This is a genomic window from Bacillus sp. 3255, from assembly GCF_031456485.1.
Taxonomy (GTDB): Bacteria; Bacillota; Bacilli; order Paenibacillales; family NBRC-103111; genus Paenibacillus_E.
The window spans coordinates 151,920-177,067 of the sequence record NZ_JAVDUS010000014.1 but is presented as its reverse complement, the minus strand read 5'-3'; the positions used below and the strand labels follow the sequence as shown (position 1 = coordinate 177,067).

Below are 25,148 nucleotides of genomic sequence, written 5' to 3'. Positions count from 1 at the left end.
TGACGTGTTATATCTTCATTGTAAAATCCAGAAAAGGAGCGGACAATGTGCATCTCTTTACTTCACTTACCAATCGTTGTCATATTGTAAGCGCAATCATAACCAGGCATCAATCATTACTCCTCAAAGGAAAGGAACGCCAGCTTATAGCCAAAAAGGTTAACCAAAACTTTCCGGTTAACCTTTCGTCTCCTCTCACACCTCAGCACGGTGCTTACCATTTGCCGGCTACACGGTCCTTGACAGCATTGGTGATCGTCCCCTCATATCCTTGCTTGTCCAGCTTGTTTAGTTCATTGATGTATGCATTCCAAATGGATTCGAATTTATCAGGAGATTCAAGAATCATCTTCGATAAATATTTCTTTTGAAGATCGTCGGACCTGGTTGTAAAGATCTGTTCGGGCGATCCTTGAGGAATACTGATCGACCAGGCCGGGAACCACTTGCGCTCTTCGGGCTTGCTGAAATAATCACTGAAGGTTTTGGCACCGTAGGTATCGAGAATTTTCTTGTCACCTTCGGTGTACAATTTGGACACGACCTCCGACTGGTTGCCCGGTGCAAAAGCGTTACCATCCTTCAGAACGGAGTTATAGCCGTAACGAGGCCAGTCATTGCCATAATAGGTGAATCCGAATGTGCGGCTAAGTTCAGGGTCTTCATGGTATTTACTTTGATCATCCTTATAATAATAGCGGCCTTTTTCATCAACACTGTAAGTTTGATCCTTCATTCCCCAAGAAACCAGAATTTGATTTTCTTCCTGCAGCATATTATCGAAATACTTGATGATACGAACGGGATCTTTGGCTTTCACTGTAATACCGATACCGTAGTTGTTTACAAATCCCGGCGGGTCTATGTATTGATCTTTTATTCCTTTATCAAATACGATAGGTAACGGCGCATAGCGCTTCTCGTCAATTCCGGCTGCTTTCAGTTTTTTAGTAGCCTCCGCAACCTGCCAGCCATAGTTAAAATAACCGAGTACGCGACCCGAAGTCAGCTTAGCTAAATATTGGTCTTTGTTCATGGTCAAGGACTCCGGATCGAACAAGCCAATGGCATACATTTCATTTAGCTTCTTCATCCATCTCTTCTGATTGTCGGTACCTGCTACAAGCTTGGCTTCATTTGTCTTCATATCCACAGTTACGCTGCCGTCGTTGGGGTAGCCCGCCAAATGCATAGCTGGATTTTGCAGGGTGAAGAAATTGTTTGTTACACCTGCTGATATCATAAAGCCAATTGTGTCCTTACCGTCAACCTTCGGATTTTTTCCCTTATACTTCTTAATCAAATCAAAATACTCATCTATTGTCGTAATTCTGGGATAACCGAACTCTTTCAGTACAGATCGCTGGATCCAGAATGCACCGCCGCCGATATCGGGTTCTGCCGTGTATCCCTGATTAGCTGTGAATGGAAGCGTATAAATCTTACCATCCTTAGCTTTCATCATATTGAAATAAGGACCGTATACACGCTTAATATTCGGTCCATACTTTTCGATCAAATCATCCAGCGCGATGTACGCCCCTGCATCCATCAGCTTGGCCATTTCACCGCTGGAGCTAATGACATCAGGATAATCTCCACTTGCAATCATGACTCCTGCTTTGGTCGCACTGTCGCCAACAAGATATTGAAGTTTGAAATCAACCCCTGTTTGCTTCTGCAGCTCTTTGCCAATGGTAGTTTCGCTAGCCAATACATCCTTTGTCCCCTGCGCGAACAGATAATACGAGAAAGTTACTGGCGCTTTATTCTCAGTATCCGCTGTTTCAAATGCAACGCCTGAAGCATTGATCGGAGTGCTGCTGCAACCGGTCACTACAGCGGCTAACAAGATGGCGGCCAACCCTGAAGCAAACACTTTCTTTCCAAGCATCCGACTATTCCCCCTTTCGGATTGTATGATACCGTCCCCCGCTGAGCAAAGGCAATACAATTTCAACGCGCGTTCCTTCCCCTTCTACACTGTGGATGTTGAGCGCAAAACGTTCCCGGTAGATAAGTTTCAAACGATAATAGGTGTTTTTAATACCGACCCGTTCACCCATCACATCATCCTGATTAAGAAGGTGGTGGATTTCTTCTACCTTTGCCGGGGACATACCGCATCCATTGTCCTCAATCGTAAATCTTAATTCGTTTGCCACCACACCGATTTGAACACGAATGATCCCTTTATCCGGAGTAGATTCGATTCCATGTATGCTGGCATTCTCTACGAAGGGGAGAAAAATCATATTCGGAACATTACAATTTATTGCATTTTCATCGACCTGAATGTCATACTCTAGCTCTTCATCGAACCTATATTTCTGAATCTCTAAGAAGCTTTTAATAACCTCTAATTCCTCGCCGACCGTAATCCAATCTCGACTCCATGAAATGGATTTACGCAACATTTTGGCCATATTATGGATGATCTCTGATGTTTCATCCTCACCTTTGAGTACACTGCGCATTCGAATGGATTCCAGCGCATTAAACAGGAAATGGGGATTTATCTGACTGTGAAGAGCATGGAGCTGGGCTTGCTGTTGCTTAAGTTCCAGATCCTTCTTCTGAATATCCGCAAGATAAACATCGGTAATAAGATTGTCCATGCGCTCTGTCATCCGGTTGAACTCATTCGTCAACTGGCCGATTTCGTCCTGTCCTTCATCATGGGGAATGATCTGGAAGTTTTGATTTTTAACTTTTTTCATATGTTTGAGAATTCGCACAAGCCGAACGTGCAAAGATCGGGACATGAAGACGATGATGATGGTTGGAACCACGAAATTTATGCACGCTAACAGGAAGACGAAGAAACGTGACTTCCGTACTTCGTTCAGTACGATTTCTCTGTTCATTACTCCGTGCAATGTCCAACCTTCCAAATAATTGATCCCTGTGTATGTCGTATTGAACACTTCAGACTTTGGCGGCAGTGCAATATCCTTAAATTGAAGTATTTGCTGTGCCCAATTGGTATCGGAATCGTTACTGTATTGTACGCGCCCTTGGGGATCTACAAGATACACTTTGCCATCGAAACCGTTGTTCTCGAAATATTGGCTGATATTCTTCATGTTAAGATCAATTTTGAGAATAGGGCTGAACGTATTGTTGTGGAAATTATTTAACCTTTGAAGCAAGCTAAACGAGTGATCCGAGCTAATCAGAATGGGGGAGGAAGCGGGATTAAGCTTGATCTGGCTATACCAATCGGAACTTTTGACTTCATCGGTCAACGGCTCAATATAACCAGCAAGGATAGTAGGGTTATCCGTGTAAACACTATATTTCATAATGCTTATCAGATTTTTGTCGGAATTGGAAAAGGCCTCTTTCAAGTATGAATTATACGCATCAACATACTCAAACGTACTGGCATAGTGTCGGTCAAGATAATCATTAAAAGTCCGGTCCACATAAAAGGAGTAGGACAGGCCGGCCGCCTGATCGGTCACTGTCTTCAGGGAACCCTTGATATTTTCTAAAGCTACGCCAGCATCTCGGATCTTCTGGTTACGGATATTCGTAGATGTGACGTTATAGAATACAACATTCGTCATTACGATGGGAATGAAGACGGACAGCACATACATAAGCAGCAGTTTATTTCGCAGTTTCATATTATTGAGATGTATCTTTCGCATCCATAACGCCACCTATTCTTTGTTAACGAGTTTATTACGATAGTCCAACGGTGAGACTTTTTCCCGCTTTTCGAACTGGGTTACGAAATAATTCGCATTCGGAATGCCCACCCTCGACGCAATTTCATAAATCCGCAGGTCCGTTTGCCGAAGCAGCTTCTTCGCCTCCTCCACACGCAACTCTAGGAGGTAATCGTTGAAGTAAGGTCCATAGGTCTTCCGAAAGAGCTGCCCCAAATAGACGGAATTCATATAAAATTGATTGGCAATACTCTTAAGATTAATATTTTCGTTATAATGAGCGTCGATATATTTCTTGATTTTCTCGATATCTCCCTTATTCTGTTCTTTGCGCAGCTGGGCTATATACTCGGCTGCTTGTGAAGTCATTTGTAAGAAATGCTCCTTTAACCTCTGGAGGCTCCAAGTTTGATGGCCTTCTTCTAGAATTGTAAGCAACCGGCGCTGCTCTTCATCGTCGCCGTGCATCTGCTTTATGACATCAATAACTCTTAAACTGAAAGCAGAAAGAAGACTGACAACGGTATGTAGGGCAAATCGCTGATTTCGAAAAGTCAAAAACATGCCGTCGATGGTTTTTACGAAAGCTTGTTTATTATTTTCCTCCAACTCTACCATCAACTGATGGTATGTACTAGGGGCCAATTCGGTCATGTTAAGAGGCTTGCTTTTCACTTTCCCATATAGAATGACATCCTTGCCATCTTCGGCAAACTTATGTTTAACTGCTTCGTTGGCACCGAAATAAGATTGCCGCAAATGCGCGATGCTATTCACGATGTCGCCTGCAAAGAGGGTTACTTCATGACGGAGCTCTCTGGAAATCTCTGCACGAAGCCCCGCCAAGGCATACGATACCTCATTCCCCCACCGATTCAGTACCTCTGTACTTACTACCATTCCAAACCGGCCCTGCGTATTCTCAAGCACGGGGATCCTGCCTCCTGCCTTGCCAAAGGAAGATAATACTTCTCGGAAAATTTTTAAACTAACTTGCTGTTCACCGAGCGCTACTTGGATCTCGGCCCATGCAAATAGGAATCCTTCAGCATTGGATTCAATATAACGCACAGCCTCATCCTCTTGAAGATCCTCCTGCAGCAGCAGCTCCAACACAGAACCGAGTGCGTATCTCCCCTCCGTAAGCGCTGTCAATTTCTTTCTGCTAATAGAAACCGCAAGTCTCTGCAGTGTATCACCCAGTTCCTTCACATCTATAGGCTTTAAAATATAATCCTGAACACCGTAACGAATCGCTTGTTGAGCATATTTGAAATCATTATAACCACTAATAATAATAAATTCGGGATCTACGTGTCCTGCCTCTTTCACGCTTCGGATCAAGCCAAGCCCGTCTAATACAGGCATCATAATGTCAGTAATCACCACATCCGGCTCCAAACGGTGAATCATGCCCAAAGCTTCCCCACCGTTTTTCGCCTCTCCAATCAGGGTAAATTTATAATCTTCCCATTTCATCAACTTTTGCAGACCCTTACGAATGAATACCTCATCGTCAACTAACAATACCTTGAACAAGATAATTGCCCCCTTCTATATCTGCCCAGATTGATGAAAATTATTGTATCATAATTAACCTATCCCCAAAAGAATGCTAGGCAGACAAAAAGAAGGAACTTCAAGAGTCCCTTCCATTTGCCATCTCCTTTGTATTCGCCTAAGTACCACTAAGTACCAAACTTAAACGGAACTATTATTCAATGATCTTGGATGCTATATAGGCGATGTCCATAATATCGATCTTATGATCCCCATTCAAATCAGCCCTCTTAGCCGTTTCCCAATCCGCACTGTTAGAATCCTTCCCATAATGATAAGCCGCAATGGCGAGGTCACCTACATCAACATTTCCATCTTTATTAAGGTCAGGAGATTGAATAACCGCTGCCTTGAAGATTTCCACTGCGCTGCCCAATGCGCCAACGGCACTGTCTACTTGAGGCTGTGTCGCACTTGCATTGTCTCTTACCACTTTGGCCGCATCGATCGCAGAGCCGAAGGCATCTTTGGCTGCCTGTGGGTATTGACCTGACTCTGTGCCGACAACTGCAGCATCATACAGGCTCTGTGCGCTTGAAATGGCCGTTGTCAAAGCTGTTTTATCTACAATGACAACCTCACTGCCAATTGAAATATTCTTGCTGTCAAGCGCTGCTTGAATGACGGTTCCTTCAGAATCAGCAAGGTCTGCCTTTGCAGCTTCGATCGTGCCGGTCGTATTCTGAACACCGGCTTTTACTTTAAAATATAAATTTAGAGCCGGCGTGCTTGCTCCTGTTACACCTCCAATGTTAGCAGCAATAAGCCTAACTTTGCCGGCAGTTGCTTCCTCCTCTCCAACGATCTCGATGCTACGATTTGCCGCTGCCGCACTTACATAGTCAAATTTATTGGCGTCATAAGTCAATGTAATGTCTTCGGCATAAACACTTTTCCCCAAATTGTTCAAGCTAACTCCCACTGTAAAGCTGCTCCCAGGCATCACACGATTGTCTGCTGAAAGTGCAGCAGTCGGTACTAGATTGCCCGTATGGATATCAGCAACAAAAGTCGTAACACTTTGGGCAGGCAGTTCGGCCGTAAAGGAACCGTTCGTTACTTGAATAGGAGCTCCGGCAGTAAGATTCCTTGTGCTGTCCGTTAACCACGAAGCTACGTTCGTTGCGGTCTCATTCTGCAAAACAAATTTTTGACTCACGGCTGTATTTCCTTTATTTACTGCTACAATAACCGCTTTATTGTTACCTTTATAGGCAGATGTAAAAATCTGCGGATCGGGATTCTTGGTAGCCTCAACCCTAACGTAGCCTGGGCGAATAAATTTGGAGTAATGCGCCATCATGTATCCGCGCTTACTTATCGTTCCGTCCTCTTTCATGGGACCGTATTGTCTGCGGATATACCACCATACGTAGGTTTGGAAATTCCCTTCTACCATGGCATTATACATATGCTCTGCAACACCTAATGCCTCGGGCCAACGATCCGCTGAGTTATTCTCACTATTTGGATAGTACACTTCCGTCATCCAGAGTTCTTTGCCTGTTCCTTTCTGTTCAAAAAGCGGGTAAGGGAAATCCTTATAATTCGTGCCATACGTGTGAGCGCCTAGAATATCCAAATTCGCTAGTGCTTCCGGATCGTTCAAGATAGGGTCTGACATTTGTTTTACGTAAGAAAATGACTCCGGTGCGATAACCCTGTTATGAATCGTACCCGCATTTTCTTTCATAAAACGAAGCATTTCTTCAGGGCTCCACCACGTCCAATCGTGGGCATAATCAGGTTCATTTTGAACAGAGATCGCATACAATTCCACGCCATTGCTCTTCATATAAGTATCGAACTCATTCAGATACTGCGCATATTCGTCGTACATATCATGTTTAAGGCGTTTAGCTGATGGATCCTCAACATATGCCGATAGGTTGATATGATCTATATTCGGTCCGTCTGTCCCGGTAGTTACCAGTTTTATCGTATTGTTCCCGCTAATCATAGGAACCTGAACGGATTTTTCGCCCCAGGTTGACAGGCTTCCGGTTGCTGCAAAGGCTACATCGGTGAGCATTTTCGTCCCATTCACATAAATATCTAGATTGCTTGTTCCTTCCTGTAAAGCATACCGAATCCTTACGTTTTTCGTACCCGTACTGCCAATGCCGATACTCCCCCACTGAATAGCCGCATCAGACGCTGCTTGAAAATTAACATAGCCGGTACCGCTATACCCTGAATTGCTCATTTCCACAACGGAATTGGTCAATGTTGTTCCCGTCTCCGCTTCATATGTGGTGCCGTTGCCTGAACTCATGCCAAGGGTGAATGTCTCAAGCATTTCACTCGGAGGATTCCAAGGCGATGCAAACACTATTGCTCCTCGTTCAATCGCCTTTTTAGCTGTTTCAAGTTCTTTATACCAGTTGTTCTTATTGGGATCTATAAAAATCCTTAAAACAGAAAAACCCAACTGATTATCTCCGTTACCAAAAGCAGTTTCTCTCTGAGCAGGTGTCAAATCCCCGATCCATGCCGGGTGGTTTATCCCCCCGAATCCGCGAATCACTTGCTTTTCTGCCGATAAGTTAACAATTACATCGTTAGCTGCCGAAGCGGCTGATACCTCAGCCGGCGCAGGCACGAAAAACAGCGGCATAGCAGTTACACATGCCAAGAGTATGCTAAATGACTTTCTCAAACGTAAGTTCATTGTTTTCATCTCCTTGAGTAGTTAATAGGCTACTGCTTGCCAATAACGTTTATCATCACATCCTTTCTTCCTTCATACGTTCATGTGAAACAGCTCTTAATAAAAATTTTAATCAAATATAGATAGGAGTTACATGGAATATTTTTTTAAAAAACTTTAAATATTTTGCCTTTCATCTTTTATCCAATAGAAATAAAAAACTCGGTTCCCCCAATGAGTGAGAACCGAGTACGTTAGGCTAAAAAAGAGTTATTTTTTGTAGGTTTGTTGATACGCCTGTCTTCTTTCTTTCATAACAGCTTCGCCTCCCGCATCTTTCCATTCCTTCAGCTGCTGGTCATAGACACTGTCGACTTCGGTAGACTTGGCCGTAATAATCTTTGCCAGCATCTGCTTGATCTTGTCGTTCAGAATCTGTGAATACTTGATTTCCGCTTGAATGGGAATGTCCACGCGCGGGCCTGTATAGCCGTCTCGCGCACCAGACTTAATACTGTCTATCGTGAAGTCTTTAAATTGCGGATCCGTTGCATTGGCTGCCATGTTCTTTTCTGGTGCTTCCGTGCTCACGTATTTACCATTCATAATCATGGCGTAATCTTGATTATTAAAGAGAATCTGATTGGCTTCAGGCGTTGTCAAGGCAAATGGAATGCCGTCGTCACCTATTCTATAAGAAACGCCTTCTTGACCAAACTGCAGGGCGATAAGATTCTTCGGTTCCGCCATCCAATTCAAATATTTGATAACCGAATCGACGTTTTTACTCGCTGCTGGAACCATCAGATAAATACCGCTTGGGGAATACATCGGTTTAGGATACTTGCCATTCGCTGCTTTGAACGGATCGATCGTTGCAAGAACAGCTTCAGGATTGTTTTTCTTAAGGTTTGCATAGTAGCCGCTGTAAATTGGATCGTTTGTATTCGGTGTGGCAGACCCTGCAAGACCGTTGACGACTTGTTTGTTGAAGGTCTGACTGAAGTCTGCCGCTAGCGGGAAGTCTTTATCAAGCAGGCCTTCATTGTATAGTTTATTTAAGAATTTGAATGCTTCCTTGTTGCCAGGCAGCGTCCAACCGTCCGGATCAGCAAACAGATCTTCTTCAGTGATCTTACTCCAATCCCAGAAGGAATTGGTTAACGGCTTGATATGGAACATATCGATCAACGTAAAAGGAATGACTTTACCGCCAGTATTGCCCGGATCCTTCTCCTTGAACGCTTTCAATGTTTGATACCATTCATCCGTCGTCGTCGGCAAAGGCAGGTTCAATTTATCCAACCAATCTTTACGGATGATACTTGTCGTTTGCGATTGGATGACCCGTAGCGCTGGAATGGTATATTGCTTACCGTTAAAAACGCCGTCCTTCAGTGTTGGAGCAAGTACTTTCTTCAACTGAGGTCCGTATTTCTCAATCGCCGGCCCAAGATCCGCAATTCCGCCGCTTTGCACGTAACTTTGAACAGTAGGTTTGTCATACGTAAAGACGAGATCTGGCGCAGTTCCGGACGCCATCAATACATTCAACTTCTTGACTTCCTCGGAGCGAGGGATCGTGACAAACTTAACTGTGATATTATTCGGATCTCCGAAGTTTTTCTGAACGTACTGTGTCATGAAATTGTCTGTGATTGGCGGAGCGCCTGCCGGCGCATTACTTCGATCAAACAGCTCAACCGTTAAAGTGATCGGCGGACCCTTCGGGGTCTCGCTCGCACCTGCCGAACTTCCCGGCGCGGCTGAGTGACTTGGGCTGTTTTGTGAGCTGCTGCAGCCTGCAAGCGCAATAGCAGTCGTCGCTACAACGGCCATAGCCACGTTAATCGTTTTGCGTAATTTTACTCGCATGGTTAATCCTCCCTTTAATCTATTGAATATATAGTGAATTCAACCGTTTAAAGCGGTTGAAGACAGCTATCAGCCTTTAACTGCACCTACGAGCATGCCAGAGATAAAATAACGTTGGAGCCAAGGGTATACGAGTAGAATTGGGACAGTTGCGAACATGATGCTTGCCGCCTGCAAGCTCTCCGGCACCGGAGCAGAGCCCCCAAAGCCTTCCTGGGCAGTAGCGTCGTTCACCTGACTGTTGATTACGATCTCATAAAGCTTCTGTTGAATCGGGTATAGCCGTGAATCGTTAATATAGAACAGCGCATCCTGAAACATGTTCCATCGATCGACCGCGGAATACAGAGCCAATGTCGCCAAAATCGGTAATGACAGCGGCAGCACGATTCGCATTAAGTAACGGAAATGACCGCATCCGTCCATCCAAGCCGAGTCTTCCAGTTCACCGGGTAGCTGCGTGAACGATGTTTTCAGGATAATCAACAGGAAGGCGTTGATGAGCAGCGGCAATACCAGCGACCATACGCTATTCAACATATGAAGCTCTTTAATCAACAAGTAGTTTGGAATAATCCCCGGATTAAAGAACATGGTGATGATGATCAGAGCGAACAGCATGTTCTTCCCCTTAAAATTGCGCCGGCTTAGCGGATACGCAGCCAGGATCGTGGCGATCAAGCTAACCATTGTGTAACCGACAACAAGCCAGATGGTAAACAACAGCGAGCGAATCATGCTCAGGTCACCAAATACGTTCTTATAGGGTTCGAAGTTTAAGTCTATCGGCCATAAAGTCACTTCGCCGGACATGATTGCCCGGTTACCACTGAGCGATAACGAGAAAATATGGATCATGGGCACCACGCAAAACAAACAGAAGATGCCCAGCAGAAGGATAATAACTGTATTGCCTATTTTCTCAGCCGGATTCTGAATCATACATGTACCCCCATTAAAAAATACCCTGATTATTGATTTTTCTCGAAAGGAACTCTGCCGACAGAAGAAGTATTAATCCCACTACGGATTGGAACAAACCGACAGCAGTTGCAAGTGCGAATCTTGCCGACTGAATTCCTACAGAATATACATAAGTGCTAATTACCTGAGCGTAATCCATCACATAGGAGTTCTTCAGAACATAGGGCTGCTCGAAGCTGATATTGGCCATATTCCCGATCTGAAGAATGAACAGGACGACGATGGTCGGCTTAATGCCTGGTAAAGTAATATGCCAAATCTTGCGCATCCGGGCTGCACCATCCACTTCTGCCGCTTCATACAACTCCTTATTTATTCCCGTAAGTGCTGCCAAATACAGAATCGTTCCCCATCCGGCATTGCGCCAGACCCCTGTTCCAACATAAGTTGCAATCCATAATGCCGGTTTTTCCAAGAATGGAATGGGGGAAGTGCCGATCGCCATCAGCATATGATTAATTGAACCATTATTGGTTGAGAGCAGCTCGATAGCCATCCCCCCTACGATGACCCACGAAATGAAATGGGGCAAATACATCAATGTCTGGCTAAGCTTCTTATACCATTGCACCCGAAGTTCATTCAGAAGAAGTGCTAATAGAATGGGAACCGGAAAGGTCAGCAATCCGAGCACGTTCAACATCAAAGTGTTGCGAAGTGCCTTATAAAATTCGGGCATGGCGAAGATTTCCTTAAAGACTGCGAACCCTACCCATGGACTGGCCCAAACCCCTTTAAAAATGTTGTACTCTTTGAAAGCAACGGCCACGCCGGCCATCGGGATATACCTAAAAATGATGAAAAATGCCATGGGTACGACCATCATTGCGTAAAGTGGCCATTGTCTTTTCAAGTAGGCGATGCCACCTCCTTTGACAGCAAGAATGGAGGTAGTAGTGCTGGTTTCTGTTTTCATTACATCGTTCCTCTCCATTTGGTGTACTCACCTCTTTGTGTTTTTTAACTATTGCTGCTTGCATCAGATGCCTCAGATCAAACGAATCCTAGGCTCCCGAAGAGTTTTTTATATTTGAATTGTAATTTTAAGCGCTTTCAATATCCATGGACAAACTTTTTACCTTTTGTATTAATTATGGATAACATTTTAATTTAAGCGGACGGATCTCAACAGCATGAAAAAGAACCTCAGAGAAGTCCGAGGTTCTTGTCATTTCAGGCCTACTATCTGCGATAAGCCTTTTTTTCTACTTGTTTACGACTTCAAATTCCTGCCGCTCAGATCTGCTATTTTCTATTAGTATTCTAGAGGGGGGAAAACCTTTTATTTTTTTAAATAGCTTGCTGAAATAATAAATGTCTTCAAAACCGCATTTATAAGCAGCCTCCTGAACGGTAAATTCACCGCTTAGAAGAATATTCTCAGCATTGTTAATTTTCATTCTGTTGATATATTCTTTAACGGATACCCCCATGTATTTCTTAAATAGCGTTCCAAAATATGCAGTGGTTAAACCGGTAATAGCTGCTAGCTCTTCAACCTCAATTTGATTCTGCAAGTTGCTAAATATATATCTAATGGCCTTCTGAATCCGTTTGTCTATATTCACATTGTTACCTTTATAATAAAGAGACTTGAAATAATAATGGAGAATTAGGAGAAGCAATGCACGCGCTTTCATTTCATGCCCTTTATTTTTCTTTAACCATTCAAATGTCAATTCATTGTATAAGGAAAGCAGTTCCTCTGGCTCACCGATATGCGAAATTAAAGGAAACGGCAATTGAACGTCTTTGCCTTTCAGATCATAGAGATGAATGTTTAGAGCATAACTGGTCATCAAATTCGTGGGGTCAGTGGTGGCACTTCGACGGCTGCCTTTAGGAATACATATGAGATCACCTTGATTAACTTCATGCACGGTGCCATTAATGGAGTAGTAAGCTCTTCCCTTGAAAATATAGGTTAAGTCGATAAAATCAGTTGTGGCATCCTCAATAATCCAAGTGGGTGTGGAGTGTCTATTGATGAATAATTCAATCTGAGGATTAATTTCGATATATTCCATAGAAATTATCCTTTCCAATATAAAATTATACAGCTAATCCAATACCTACTCTAGAGAATTTAATTATATTATGGGATTTTTTTGGATTCAAGAAAGTTTACTTCATAAAGTATAGAACATACTACAAAAAGTAAAGAACATGCTCTTTGCGAATTTATACTAGCTTCTATTCTTCTTTCCGACGAATGCTCGGGCGAAAAAAAACAGCCCTTAGGCGCTCCTAGTGAGCACCCGAGGGCTGATTCATTATTTTTCTTATCTTTAGTTATTTAAGATAAGTCTTGCGATGTACGCTAGATCGGCAATATCAATCTGACCACTATTATTTATATCGTAACGCTTATAAAGGTTCCAGTCAGATGAATCCGATTTTTTATTGTAATACTTAGCCAAAATGCCCAAATCACCAATTGTAGCTTGAGTTTGAATAGAATTATGAAAGGTTTGCAGCGCACTGTTTAGCTGCAATACCGCTTGGTCTACCTGCTCTTGCGTAGCTGAGGCATTCGCTGCCGTCGCTTGTGCATCGCTGACAGCCGCTTGCAATGAAGCTTTAGAACCGACTGCATATTGTCCCCATAGAGTGCCCTCCATCGCATTACTCAGAGTTGCGGATGCCGATTGGATAGCATTATTCAATGCAGTTTTATTAACTTCGTTTACACTGCTAATAACGACACTATACGTAGAACCACTGCTCACTGAAGTGACCGTTCCGCTATCATCGGAAACCTTCACATCTGACAAGGATACGGTACTTGTTGCAGTGCCGCTCGAAGCAAGCGCCTTAAACAGTAACTGAAGAAGATCGCCGCTTCCGCTTACCGCGTTCTCCTCACCTTGAGAGTAGGCTAGAATACGCACTTTGCCCGGTGCTACTTCGTGCTTGTCAATGACAACAAAACCTGGCTTCAAGGATTGAACACTTTGCAGTTCAAGCTGCGAGGCATTAAAGTTTACAGTGATATCCTGAGCATATAGATCAGTTGATACATTGGCCAAACCGTAGTTTACTTGAAAGGATTGGCCTGGAGCAACACTTCCTGGGCCTGTTAATGTCGACGTAGCTGCGGTTGACGGAGCTGTGGTAACTGATTTGGAAGGTCCGTTTGTGCTCCAATTTCCGGCATGATCCCCTGCCTCAACCTTGAATGTATAGGTCGTTTTTGGCGTTAATCCAGTCATAGCGTGACTATATACATTTCCAGCTACAGTAATAGGCGTTTCATCGATACCATTGAATATTCGGTAGCCGGCTACCCCATTAGCGTCCTCAGCCGCGGGCCACTTTAATGTCAATCCCGTGCTTGTTACACTACTTTCTTCAAGTACGCTTCCTTGGGTCCATGTAGGTGGCGTTGTGTCTTCTGTGCCTCCTACAACAGCAAACGAATTGACACTTACGCTTGAAGCTCCTTTGGAAATAATCAACGTATATTGACCATTCTCATAGAGAATTGTGCAGGTAACTCCAAGGGCGCTCAGATTAGCGTCGTTATCGAGTATCGTTTGTGCTTTTGCTTTCAGTGTTTCTTCATTATCACCGGTTGCATTCGGAACAGCCAGCCGGGTACCAATCAATGCCGCTGCTTGCTCCACAGCTTGTTGATCGGGGTCAAGCTCTCCGGCCTCCGCTAAAGTTTTCACCAAGGAGACATTTGAAAATTTCACGTTCAAATCTGTTGTCGCACTAAAGTTAGTCCCATATAACTCCAATTTCGCTTCATCAAAAAAAGCTGGAGTAAATGTTGTTGTATTCCCCATAGCAAGCCAGCTTGAGCCGCCATTCGTCGAGAAATAACCCTGTACAATATTGCCTTCCTTCACTATACGAAGATCATAAACAGTACCTGTTAAGTTCGTTTGGTTCGTATTACCCGAGTACGTGCTGGTACCGGTTTTACCTGAGTAATTCACCTTAATATTAGGAGCGACTTTTCTTGCATTGATTCTATAAAACTCACCTGTTGAAGGGCGATTAATGCCAAGCCCTACTTGTGAAAGCTCATCTATAGTGGAATCATTCAGTGCTTTATTCACGGTAAGTCTCGCTGTGAGCGTCCAGTTGCCACTCGCCGAGCCCGGGAATTGCAGCACATTCCGACTATTCGGATAATCGGCATCCGCTTTCGTGGTAGCAATCGTTACCTCTCCTGCCGTACCATACGTGATAGCAGTTTGAGGATCCGCCGGATTAGCTACCTGCCACCCTGTCGGAAGACCGTTCGCGAAGCTGATGACATCATTTGTACTGAAAGCAATCTTATATGTTTTAATATTTTGACCTTTAATAAACCGGACAACAGCCGTTCCTTGAGCACTTTCCGCTTGCGAGATACTTACGATTTCATTTTTATCACTCGATGAAGCGGTTACAACCGGTATGGAATTTCCAGATACCGTGTACGTATAATCCGACTTATTTGCATCAAAATTCGAAGGCTGAACTCCGTTAATAAAAAGGCTATAGCTTGACGTTACTTCGGGTGTAAGCGATAGCTGGTCTGCATAGAGAATATTGGAATCCTTTGCGTACACAGCCAGGACCACTTTGGCCGTCCCCTCTGGTTCGTTATAAGTAAACGGTTGGTTCGGTGTTTCGTGCCAATCAGCCACTTTCACATTAACAGGCTGGAATGAGCTTAAACCGACCGGTCCACCCTCTAGAATGCGCCCGATAAACTTACCGTTGCTCCAATAAGCAGCGTCTCCGGCTTCACGAGCTGAGTACGGTTCAGGCATGTCTCGGTTATTAATAGGCGTCATACCCAGTTGCTTCCCGGCGCTGTCGTAATACACCAATGCGGCTTCCACATCCCCCGGATTTTCAGCGGCAATATCATAGCTCTCCGGACGACTCTTCATGGAGAGGAAGTAACCTTTGAAGTTGTATTTGTCACCCTTAGTCAGCTTGCCCGTGACATCCTGCCACATTCCGTCGTATTGATCCGGGGCGTCAATACGATTTACAACTTTCCCGGAGCCGGCAACCTTTGATGTGGAATTGTTTTTGAGATAACGGGATATACCCGAGTAGCTTTGGATGGTATCCGCAGTTAACACAGGCCCTGAAACGGTCTGTTCAAACGACCCTTTCGTATAACGACCTGCTGACCAATTGTTTGTATTAGAGGCTGTTGCAGTATCAAAATCACCATTTTGTAAAATGTTTCCTGGAATAGACACCGTCGAGTTATTTGCAGCGGCACTCCAATCGGAGTCATTAGCTCCGAATAAGAAGCGGTCAACGGTGACCGTACCGTTAGATACGATATAAAGATCCTTATGACCATACGCGCTAAGGTCGCCTGTATCAACCATGTCCTGATATTTGCCGTATTTATCATTAGCAGGAACGAGAATTTCAGCTACCTGCGTACCTTTGGATACAATATCGGCGGTGCTGCTCACAGCTGTTCCAACCGGCAGAACGTAGGCTTGAAGCTTGCCGCCTTTTGCCGACTTGGTTTGCGCTGTAAGGTATAACAAGTGTCTACGAACCACCCCGCCGTTAGCGGAGCCATCCGCAAAGTTCATGTTTTTGTAGGAAAGGTATTTTTCCTCACTCAAGGTGACGGCCTCATTATCACGTCCCGCGTTTCCGGCAGTGTCTCCATTCACGCCGTTGTCATTTCCCTCCGCCTCAAGCGAGGAGAAAATATCACGCTCACGATCAAGACCGTTGTACGTGGCATAGGTCCCTTGGGACGGTACAATCGTAACGATACTAGCCGACGGGATGTCGATAACGAATTTGCCGTTACTCACTGGAATCGTGGCTAACTTCTTTTGATTCTCACTGCCTGAGGTACGGAAGACGGTTACACTCGTCGTACCCGCCGGGAAGTCCTTCAGTGTAAGCTCCAAGGGCTGAACGCTGTCATCATTTTTGGCGTTAGAAACCGTGAGTGCAAAATCATTCGTGTTCGGATTCTTGAAGCCGACAACATTAATATCTTCAGCGGGCGTTCGTGTTACATCGAAACGTACATCGCCGGGATTCATAAAACGTGAAAAATGACCATAACCGTAAAAACGCTTGAATGCTCGGTATTCGCCTGTCAACGTGCTAATTCTTCCGGGCTCCTGCTGAGAGTTCGTTGTTACGAAACGTATCAAGTCAGAGCCGTCTGCACCGTTGCTATCCCACATACTCCACCAAACGAATCCGTTAAAGCCTGGATTGCTAGTGAACATATTGGTCAGCAGGTTGGACCAACGCACGGCATCATTAATGTTCTGATTACCGTACCGCTGCGTATACGCACCTGCAGATCCGTCCGCGGTGTCCTGATTCATAAACTCTGCCTGCCAGAGCTTATATTTATTCAAGTATTCGGGATACTTGGACCCATCCTTGGTATAATCTAAAGGATTTTTGGAAAAGTCACCTGTATGGTACAGCTTTGTTTCATCCGTACCGATGCCTACAGTTCCATATAAATGTGTCGTAAACACATCGAGGTATGGATTTTTATCTAAGGCATTATCCGGATCTGTATCTTGGAAGACCAAACCGCCTCTGCTTAAGGACGCACTAAGATTAGTACCATCGACGGCAGCAAGTTGAGGTATAAAATCAATAATCTTACCGTCTGGATTCTTAATATCATACAAGGCTCCGCCTGGTTGCATGGACTTTTTCAAAGTAGGTCCAATATAGCCGTTTATCAGCTCCCGAACATAGTCAGCAGTTCCGCCGGCAAGATCAACTTCATTGAAGGGATTGATATGCGTTATCGGAATTCCCCACTGCTCCCACATGCCTCGAATATAATTGACTAGATAATCGGCATAGGCCTGGTAGTAAATCTTTACGACTTTGCCATCAATGGTTGCCGTGTCGCCTCGGACGATCTTGCTAGGAGAGTTGGTTGAAGAATTGCTCATCCAATAAGGAACCGTCCATGTACAAGCGTAGAACTGCTTGACACCATACTGCATCGCCTGACGCATTGTCCATACCTGATCGAAATCGAACAGCTCTTTTCGGGTACGCGGACCGTTCTTCATAACTACAGGCTCTTGATCAGAAGCGCTCAGGAGGTTGGTGGGTCCTCCATCGTCATTTGCAATCGGCTGATTCCAGGACGGATAATCCCATACGAAGCCCTCAACCGGCACCAACGTACCCGGGGCGTGCTCCGGCTCGTTAGGCCAAATACTATCTGTATTACCGTCGGCATAACGGTTCTCAGCTTCAATTTTGTATCCGTACTGGCCAGCTGTTCCTCTCATAGGTATAGGATTCCCCTCAACGTCGAAGCCCGGTTTCGAGGTGTCTGCCAGCAACCCTGTTACAGGATTGAAGCCCGGACTTGCTGCAGTAGCGCCTGAGGCGGTTAAGCCGCCGTTATCCCCAATAATCACACGTACAATATCGTGTCCTGTTCCATTTTTCTCGCTAAATGTAAGATTTAGCAAATGTCTTACGGTATCCTGATGCCCAGCAGCAGCAAGCTGCAGCATATGAATGGAATCCGTGTATGCATAGGCCGCGCCTACACCATCCATCGTTTGATATGTCGAGTACCAATTGGCTGTTACAGGAGCGGCATTCACGGCTGCTTGAATTTCCTGAACCTGGATGGAATAGGCCACAGGGGCAATGCTTGAAAGCATCAATGCGCCCATCAACTTAACCGCAAGTGTCTTTCGCCAAATAAAACTACTCATACACGTGTTCCTCCTTAACTTTCTTCTTATTGAGAAATTAAAGCAGTCATTCTCAATCCACATGATTTGAATGGCATAGCTAGAACGCAAAGATTGGATACGCTTACAACATATGTGTTTATTTATTCTTTGGAGTATGAATCAGAGATCACCTGTCATACTTAGTTGGCTATGAAGTTGAAGTAGGATCTTGAGGCAACCGTTGATACTCGAGGTAAGATTTGATAGCGGTTACAATCGATAGCACATTTATTTATAAGTAGATCATCGTTCATCTCCTCTATAAAATGTTCCTTCACTTTATCATTTTATCTTTGAAATTTCTCAAACTAAATGGTTAAAGTATTTGTCGTTTGTACTATTTTCGAAAGATTAGAATAATTTTTTTGCAGTTCTATTGTTTTTACGAGATAGTAACGTACGTCTTTCGCATAGTAATTTCTTCCCAACCTGGGTCGTGACTTTAAATTATACAGCCCAAATACAAACAACAAGGCCATTGAAGTCGTACTTGTTGATCCTCACCTTGTTTAAAATAATGGCTATGTTAATCTTTGATTTTGCTTTTTGAATAAAACAAACCACCTTCTCGAAAGGAGGGTGGTTTGCTGTGTTAACGTTCCCCGTTAATTCTTTTTCTCTGAGGGAGGTTAATACCTTTTGAAGACTATAAATCGTCAATAAGAGTTCGCAGTTTTGACATCAATATCTGATTGCTGTACGACAAAACCCGCTTATAATGAAGCCATTACCATGTGGTAGGAAAGGAGATCTTCGGTTTAAATGAGCGAAAACCACCATGCACCGCGGCAAGCTAGCAACAAAAATTATACGGCTGCCATCGTCACCATCTCATTAGTCGCTAATATCGTTATTTTACTCTTGTTCTTCTCACCGATTGGCTACAAGGGAGAGATCGATTTCGATCTTACCATCTTTCCAAGAATCAATGGGGTGTTGAACAGCTTCACCTTCATCTTCCTGCTAGCCGCGTTGATAGGGATCCTACGGAAGAACGTAAAGCTTCACAAAGGGTTCATTCTCGCCGCCTTCTCTTCTACACTGTTGTTCCTTGTCTCCTACTTAACGTTCCATTACATGTCTTCGGAGACGGCGAGGTTCGGTGGTGAAGGCATTATCCGGCCGATTTATTTCTTCACTCTGATCTCTCACAGCATTCTGGCGGCCATCATCGTGCCGCTCGCCTTGTTCACTCTCGTGTGGGGATGGACTAACCAGTTGCATAAACATCGTAGAATTGCCCGTTGGACGATGCCGATTTGGCTATATGTCAGCTTAACCGGGGTTGTCGTGTTCCTAATGATGGAACCGTATTATTGAAGCTAATGCGACGATAGTCGATTTGAGGAGCAATCCTTAATGTTGACAGTTGTCATGACACTCACACTCACTTACAAAAATTTAATATTGCCGAACCTTTCCGTAGTTCAGTACCGCCGTCATATGTTCGATCGTGATCGCCCAATGCGAGGCCGTCCAGTACTTCTCTTTATTTGTAACGTAGATGATTTGCGGTGATTGGTGATTGACGCCAAGATCTTCGGCGATTTGGTTCGAAACAGGACGAGATTCGATTACCTTTACGAGTACGTAATCGACATCACGATTTGGATTGTCTTGCAAATAATCATTATATTCTTTCAGCGCATTGGCACTAACCGGGCATATCGTGCTATGCTTCAGCACCACTTGTCCGCGTTCGCCAGAATGCTCCAACACGGATTTCCATTCTTCGATTGTTGTGATTTCTCTCGCATTCATCTTAATCATTCTCTCCTCTCATTAAAAGTGGACATTCTCCACGGCTTCAAGATATTTCTCGCAATCGAGCGCCGCCATACAGCCGCTGCCCGCTGCGGTAATCGCCTGGCGGTATTTGTGAAACCCAGGGAAATTCTCCACGTCGGTTGTTGTCGTCAGCTGCCCGCCAGGCTCAGGCCCTTCGATAACAAGCGGCTACTGATTCGCGCGCCAAGTAAATGGCAGCCGTAAGTCCGGCTGGCCCCGTGCCGATTACGATGGATTTGTATGTCTTCATTGCGATTCCTCCTTATTTTTAACCTACGACTCTTGTAATTGCCCTGACTCCCGGCGCCGCCGGTTCATAAATATCAAGGACAATGCGATGACCGTGAGGATAATGCCAAGCACTCGAAATCCTTCGAAGCTGAACTTGCCTCCCATTACGATACCTATTAACAAGGAAGAGAGAATGGTTCCCAGGTATCTTGAAGTATTGAATATTCCGGATGCTACTCCGATTATTTCTTTGGGAGCACTTTTGAACAAGGCCGCTTGCATACCTACACTGTTCAATCCATTACTGATACCGAATGCTGCTAACGCTAAACATACACTGATAACCGGTGAAGTTTGATTTAATGTCACGATCCATATGGACCCAAGTGCCATCAGTATACCGGATAGTAACAATGCCGGCCTGGGTCCTGATTTATCGATCCAGCGTCCTGCAATTGGAGAAACCACGAGGGAGCACAAGCCCAAGCTTAGCATGAGAACCCCTGTGTGGAGTTCGCCCACATGACGTACCATTTGCAAGTAGGACGGAAGTCCGAAAAAGATAGAGTAAAAAAGTAAGTTAACGAGCATGAATTCGACATTGACCCAAGTCATCGTAGGATACTTGGCGAATGCGCGCAAAGGAATAAAGGGTGACGTCGTTTTTAACTCATGCCGTACGAAAGCCACAAGCAGCACGAGGCCTATCAGCCCGACAAAAGCACTCATTAATGAGATATGCCCATTTGATTTTGCTGAAAGTAAGGAGGCGAGGAAGGCAACCAAACCTACTGTGAAGAGCAGGATCCCAGACGCATCAAGCAAATCCAACCATTTACTAAAGGACATGCCCCGTGCAACGGATGTTGCCGTTTTGTCCTTAGGAATATTCCTCCAAGCTAATAGAAAGCTCGCCACCGCGAACGGAATATTGACGAAAAAGATAGCAGGCCAGCTCCACCAGTGAATCAGGATCCCGCCAACAAAGGGACCAATTGCTGCTGCCCCGGATAGGAATATGGACAAAACAGACAGCGCAGACGCTTGCTTCTCCGTAATATGAATTCGCACAATGGCCATTCCCACCGCAACCATCATGCTTGTTCCAATAGATTGCACAATGCGGAACACGATGAGCCACCCGAAGTTGAGCGAAAGAGGAGCTAATAATGAGGCAACGAAGGCTACAATCAGTCCGATAAGAAATATCCTCCTGCGACCGAATAAATCGCTGGCTTTTCCCATAACAGGTTGAGCGATGCTGCTTGCAATGTAGAAAGAAAAAATAATCCAGGAAACAACTGTAAAGTCAAGTTGGAACACATTTTGTAGTCTTGGAATAGCAACAGAAACCATCGAAGAATTTAATGGGTTCAATAATATACCAAGGCCAACGGAAATCATCAACCACCTGTTGCGAGCATTCATTTTTGAGCTCCCCTCCAAAGTTTATTGATGTCATCTTACTTGAAATCAATTATTTATTCCAACGCATTTTATGTTATGATTTCATTGACTTGAAGGAATGAATGAGGTGTGGAATGGAACTTCTTCAACTGCAATATTTTCTAGCGGTAGCTCGATTGGAACATGTGACTGAAGCTGCACGTAGTCTGCACGTTACTCAATCGTCGCTAAGCAAAACGATTCAACGCCTAGAGGAGGATCTAGGGGTCCCTCTATTCGATCGAATAGGGAGGAGACTGAGACTCAATGAGTTCGGAAGCAAATTTCTTCGCCGTGCGGAAAGGGCTTTGTTTGAATTGGAACAAGGGAGGCAGGAGATTATCGATTTGTCCAGACCGGAACATGACACAATCGAATTGGCGGTGACCAACGCAAGCACGCTGCCTAATATCCTTCGAGAGTTTCAGAAAAAGCATCCCCAGATCCAATTTCATGTGCAAATGCTGACCACGCAGGAAATGATTACGCTCCTTCATCGAGGAGAGGTCGATTTCTGCTTGTCCTCGCCTCCAATACAAGGGGATGACATTGAATGTCAAATCGTGTTCATCGACCCCATCCTTGTAGCTGTTCCAATGGGGCATCGGCTGGCAGACCGAAGCAGCGTATCCTTGAATGAACTTAAGGATGAATGGTTTGTCGGTGTAAAGAAAGGCTACCTTACTCGCGATTTAGTAGACTCCGTATGTAAAGAGGCCGGTTTTGCACCTAAATATGTGTATGAGGGAAATGAGCCTGCCAGGTTAAGCGCGCTTGTAGAAGCCGGAATAGGCATTGCCTTCATACCAAGTACAGCAAGGAATTCGCGGGAGCATATCCAGTATCTCCAAGTAGAGGACCATGAATTGGTAAGGGAGATTGCTTTATTACGGCACAGGAGCCGATATATTTCGCGGGCTGCTCTGGAATTCCGTGATGTAGTTGAAGAATATTTCGGGTCGTTATCCAAACAGACAGTTTAATCATGCTTTTCATTTGGGAAGCGTACATGGATAGACCCTGGCGGTATGCGAGGCAGGAACAAAGCTCTTGAGCTCCAAGCACTCGCTAGACTTCGTTGGAGACGCTACATGCTCTTTGGAAGACAAATGGGAGCTGCGGCACCTCATCGAAGAATTCGAACGAATCTGCCACATCATTGATGAAGCGGACGAGATGATTAAAAAGCTTTTGCCCGAAATCCCCTGTTCTGATCTCGTTCGATCCGTCGGTGTTTCTGTTCCTGCAACGGCTGCTCTTTTGCATGTGGAGGTGACTTACGTAAACTTTCTCATGGTAATCCGTTATTGCGGAAGGTTGGGTTGAACTTAGCGGAAATGCGTTGCTTATCATCCGCTACCGCCAAATCTTCGCCGGTGTTATCGATCTTTTTGACATAATTAAAAACGGCCGCCAGGATGAAATACCCACGACAGCCACTTTGTATTCAATGTTCCGCGTTAATAGGACTATATTGGCACTTGTGTGACTTCTACACCGTTGACCAGAACAACGGTTTGCGCTCCGCCCGGCCATTGATTGTCGGAAATCGTAACGTTCGTACACGCCTTAAGCTGTATGGGATACTTCATGAAATGATGCGGCGGATAAGATTCGCTTTTTTCAATCACATTATTTACGAATTTGATCCCGTCGACAGAATGCCCATTCACGATACCGACATCGAATGTAACAAACCGATTATTCTCAATCGTAATATTGCGATGGTAACATTCCTCGAACGCCTCAGGCCGCTCAATCTCGGGATCGATATCGATCAAGGCACTTCCCCAATCCGGACAGCAATAATTGCAATCCGTAAACTCGTTGTTGCGAATCATAACCTGCCTAACCGCTCCGGACTCGAACCAGTAATTGGCGTCGCCGGAAATTTTAATGCCGGCTCCCGGTGTGCTGATCTTGTTATGCTCAAGAAGCACGTTTCCCGAAGTAGTGATCAAAAATCCACGGGCACGGTTAGCCCTGACCGTACAGTGCATGACCGTTAAATCTGGATACCACAAGGTATTGCCGGCTGCATCAAGCAATTGCACATCCTCAGGCAGTTGCTGATCAAAAGTAAGCACCACATAATCTTTATTCAAAACGTTCACGTCTTTAACCGTTGAAGCTGCGTATGCCAACAGCGAGTCGCGCCGCACGAATTCAACTTGATCGCCGGGTTCGGCAATCTTGATCCCCTTGGCCATGCCGTGAGCGAGTTCAACCATAAGCCTGTCATCACCGAGCTTTTCGATTATTCTGGCATAAATGCCGTGCACATTGCATGGGTCGTCCAGTTGATTCTCAAAGAGACAATGCTCGATTTCCACTTGGCCACGGCAATAAACAAAGTGAGTGGCATCCGCTGTGGCTGTTACCATACGGTCAGATCCTGGTCTAAGCATGACGTTGAACTTATACAAACGTATATTCGTACACCATTGCGCAATAAGTCCCATGCCCGGGGCATGATGGACGTTAACCGATTCCAAATTCATGTTTTCCCCGCCGTTGATGAAAAAAGCCGGATTCTCTCTTCTTCCGAAACGCATAACCAAGATATTGCCAACTTGCGGCGGTTTTATGTTATCTCCAGAATATGTAATTGTTCCTGGACTCGACTCTTCAATTCGCACCTTGCGATAGCTCCCCCAACTTAATCTGTCGCCGCTTTGATAGGCAGGTGCTTTCGTCTTCATGTCGAATTCGTTCAGTCCCCATACTTTTTCAGGCTTTCCGCCAAATTCAAACCAAACCGCGTTGTTCTCGACCCGATAGACACTCCCTTCCGGCAGCTGGATGTCGAACGAATCGGAATGGGTGCGTGAGACCGTTCCTTGGGTGAACATCGGCTCCTCCCAATCGATCACGAGGTTCTGAATGGTCACATGACGGCAGTTATCGATAACGAATGGGATCACCGGACCATGGAAAATAAACTCCGACCCTTGTCCGTCAATTGTAAACCCGCTTCGGTCAGTCAAATGGAATACAATTCGGCGCAGTCCTTCCTGATCGTGATTAGAGATGAAAAGCTGCCTCTCTACTGCTTTGTCAGGCCAAAAATGATAACTCCCCGTCGGAAAAACAAGCGTTGAGGCTCCCGATTCCTTACAGTACTCCAGTGCATTCCTGACAGCCCATGTATTATCGAAGCCTTGCTCCGGCTTTGCGCCAAACTTCTCTACATTTAAGATCATGTATTTTCCT

At 44.8% G+C, this 25,148-nt stretch carries 15 protein-coding genes and 2 pseudogenes; 3 read left to right on the top strand and 14 right to left on the bottom strand.

From position 1 onward, the window contains the following. Window positions 1-214: 214 nt before the first annotated feature. The 10 genes and pseudogenes from J2X61_RS21180 to J2X61_RS21130 all read right to left on the bottom strand — a co-directional run bounded on the left by J2X61_RS21180 (window position 215) and on the right by J2X61_RS21130 (window position 18,449). Window positions 215-1,894, bottom strand: coding sequence for an extracellular solute-binding protein (locus tag J2X61_RS21180; RefSeq protein WP_274465708.1), 1,680 nt, complete (start codon window positions 1,892-1,894; stop codon window positions 215-217). Window positions 1,895-1,898: 4 nt separating this feature from the next. After that, window positions 1,899-3,656, bottom strand: a complete 1,758-nt coding sequence (locus J2X61_RS21175; protein ID WP_310190332.1) for a sensor histidine kinase — start codon at window positions 3,654-3,656, stop codon at window positions 1,899-1,901. A 12-nt stretch (window positions 3,657-3,668) separates the two neighbouring features. Further along, entirely contained in the window at window positions 3,669-5,216 is a 1,548-nt protein-coding gene (locus J2X61_RS21170; RefSeq protein ID WP_310190329.1) for a response regulator, read from the bottom strand. A 175-nt stretch (window positions 5,217-5,391) separates the two neighbouring features. Then, window positions 5,392-6,180, bottom strand: coding sequence for a cohesin domain-containing protein (locus tag J2X61_RS36590; RefSeq protein ID WP_310190422.1), 789 nt, complete (start codon window positions 6,178-6,180; stop codon window positions 5,392-5,394). A gap of 54 nt (window positions 6,181-6,234) precedes the next feature. After that, window positions 6,235-7,512 (bottom strand): annotated as a pseudogene (locus tag J2X61_RS36585) (carbohydrate-binding protein); the annotation flags it as partial. Window positions 7,513-8,157: 645 nt separating this feature from the next. Continuing rightward, complete coding sequence (locus J2X61_RS21150; protein WP_274465712.1) at window positions 8,158-9,762, bottom strand: extracellular solute-binding protein; 1,605 nt, start codon at window positions 9,760-9,762, stop codon at window positions 8,158-8,160. A gap of 69 nt (window positions 9,763-9,831) precedes the next feature. Then, window positions 9,832-10,704, bottom strand: a complete 873-nt coding sequence (locus tag J2X61_RS21145; RefSeq protein WP_274465713.1) for a carbohydrate ABC transporter permease — start codon at window positions 10,702-10,704, stop codon at window positions 9,832-9,834. A gap of 13 nt (window positions 10,705-10,717) precedes the next feature. Then, window positions 10,718-11,572: an ABC transporter permease gene (locus J2X61_RS21140; RefSeq protein WP_396135479.1), complete on the bottom strand. Its 855-nt coding sequence runs from the start codon at window positions 11,570-11,572 to the stop codon at window positions 10,718-10,720. Window positions 11,573-11,951: 379 nt separating this feature from the next. Continuing rightward, window positions 11,952-12,773 (bottom strand): AraC family transcriptional regulator, encoded by an 822-nt coding sequence (locus J2X61_RS21135; RefSeq protein WP_274465715.1) that lies wholly within the window; start codon window positions 12,771-12,773, stop codon window positions 11,952-11,954. A 261-nt stretch (window positions 12,774-13,034) separates the two neighbouring features. Next, window positions 13,035-18,449 carry a cohesin domain-containing protein gene (locus J2X61_RS21130; RefSeq protein WP_310190321.1) on the bottom strand — a complete coding sequence of 1,805 codons (5,415 nt, stop codon included), beginning with the start codon at window positions 18,447-18,449 and terminating at the stop codon, window positions 13,035-13,037. A gap of 783 nt (window positions 18,450-19,232) precedes the next feature. On the opposite strand from J2X61_RS21130, the gene J2X61_RS21125 reads away from it, so the two are divergent. Then, entirely contained in the window at window positions 19,233-19,790 is a 558-nt protein-coding gene (locus J2X61_RS21125) for a DUF420 domain-containing protein (RefSeq protein WP_274465717.1), read from the top strand. A gap of 81 nt (window positions 19,791-19,871) precedes the next feature. Here J2X61_RS21125 and ytxJ read toward each other — a convergent pair whose 3' ends face one another. The 3 genes and pseudogenes from ytxJ to J2X61_RS21110 form a co-directional block, all read right to left on the bottom strand. Further along, window positions 19,872-20,231 carry a bacillithiol system redox-active protein YtxJ gene (gene ytxJ / locus J2X61_RS21120; protein WP_310190319.1) on the bottom strand — a complete coding sequence of 120 codons (360 nt, stop codon included), beginning with the start codon at window positions 20,229-20,231 and terminating at the stop codon, window positions 19,872-19,874. A 120-nt stretch (window positions 20,232-20,351) separates the two neighbouring features. Further along, window positions 20,352-20,508, bottom strand: a pseudogene (locus J2X61_RS21115) (NAD(P)/FAD-dependent oxidoreductase); the annotation flags it as partial. A 23-nt stretch (window positions 20,509-20,531) separates the two neighbouring features. Beyond that, entirely contained in the window at window positions 20,532-21,917 is a 1,386-nt protein-coding gene (locus J2X61_RS21110) for an MFS transporter (protein ID WP_310190316.1), read from the bottom strand. Between the two features lie 113 nt (window positions 21,918-22,030). On the opposite strand from J2X61_RS21110, the gene J2X61_RS21105 reads away from it, so the two are divergent. Continuing rightward, entirely contained in the window at window positions 22,031-22,918 is an 888-nt protein-coding gene (locus tag J2X61_RS21105; RefSeq protein WP_310190312.1) for a LysR family transcriptional regulator, read from the top strand. A 115-nt stretch (window positions 22,919-23,033) separates the two neighbouring features. After that, on the top strand, window positions 23,034-23,261 hold the full coding sequence (locus tag J2X61_RS21100) for a hypothetical protein (RefSeq protein ID WP_310190309.1): 228 nt from the start codon (window positions 23,034-23,036) through the stop codon (window positions 23,259-23,261). A gap of 143 nt (window positions 23,262-23,404) precedes the next feature. Here J2X61_RS21100 and J2X61_RS21095 read toward each other — a convergent pair whose 3' ends face one another. Further along, window positions 23,405-25,138 (bottom strand): right-handed parallel beta-helix repeat-containing protein, encoded by a 1,734-nt coding sequence (locus tag J2X61_RS21095; protein ID WP_310190306.1) that lies wholly within the window; start codon window positions 25,136-25,138, stop codon window positions 23,405-23,407. Window positions 25,139-25,148 lie beyond the last annotated feature (10 nt).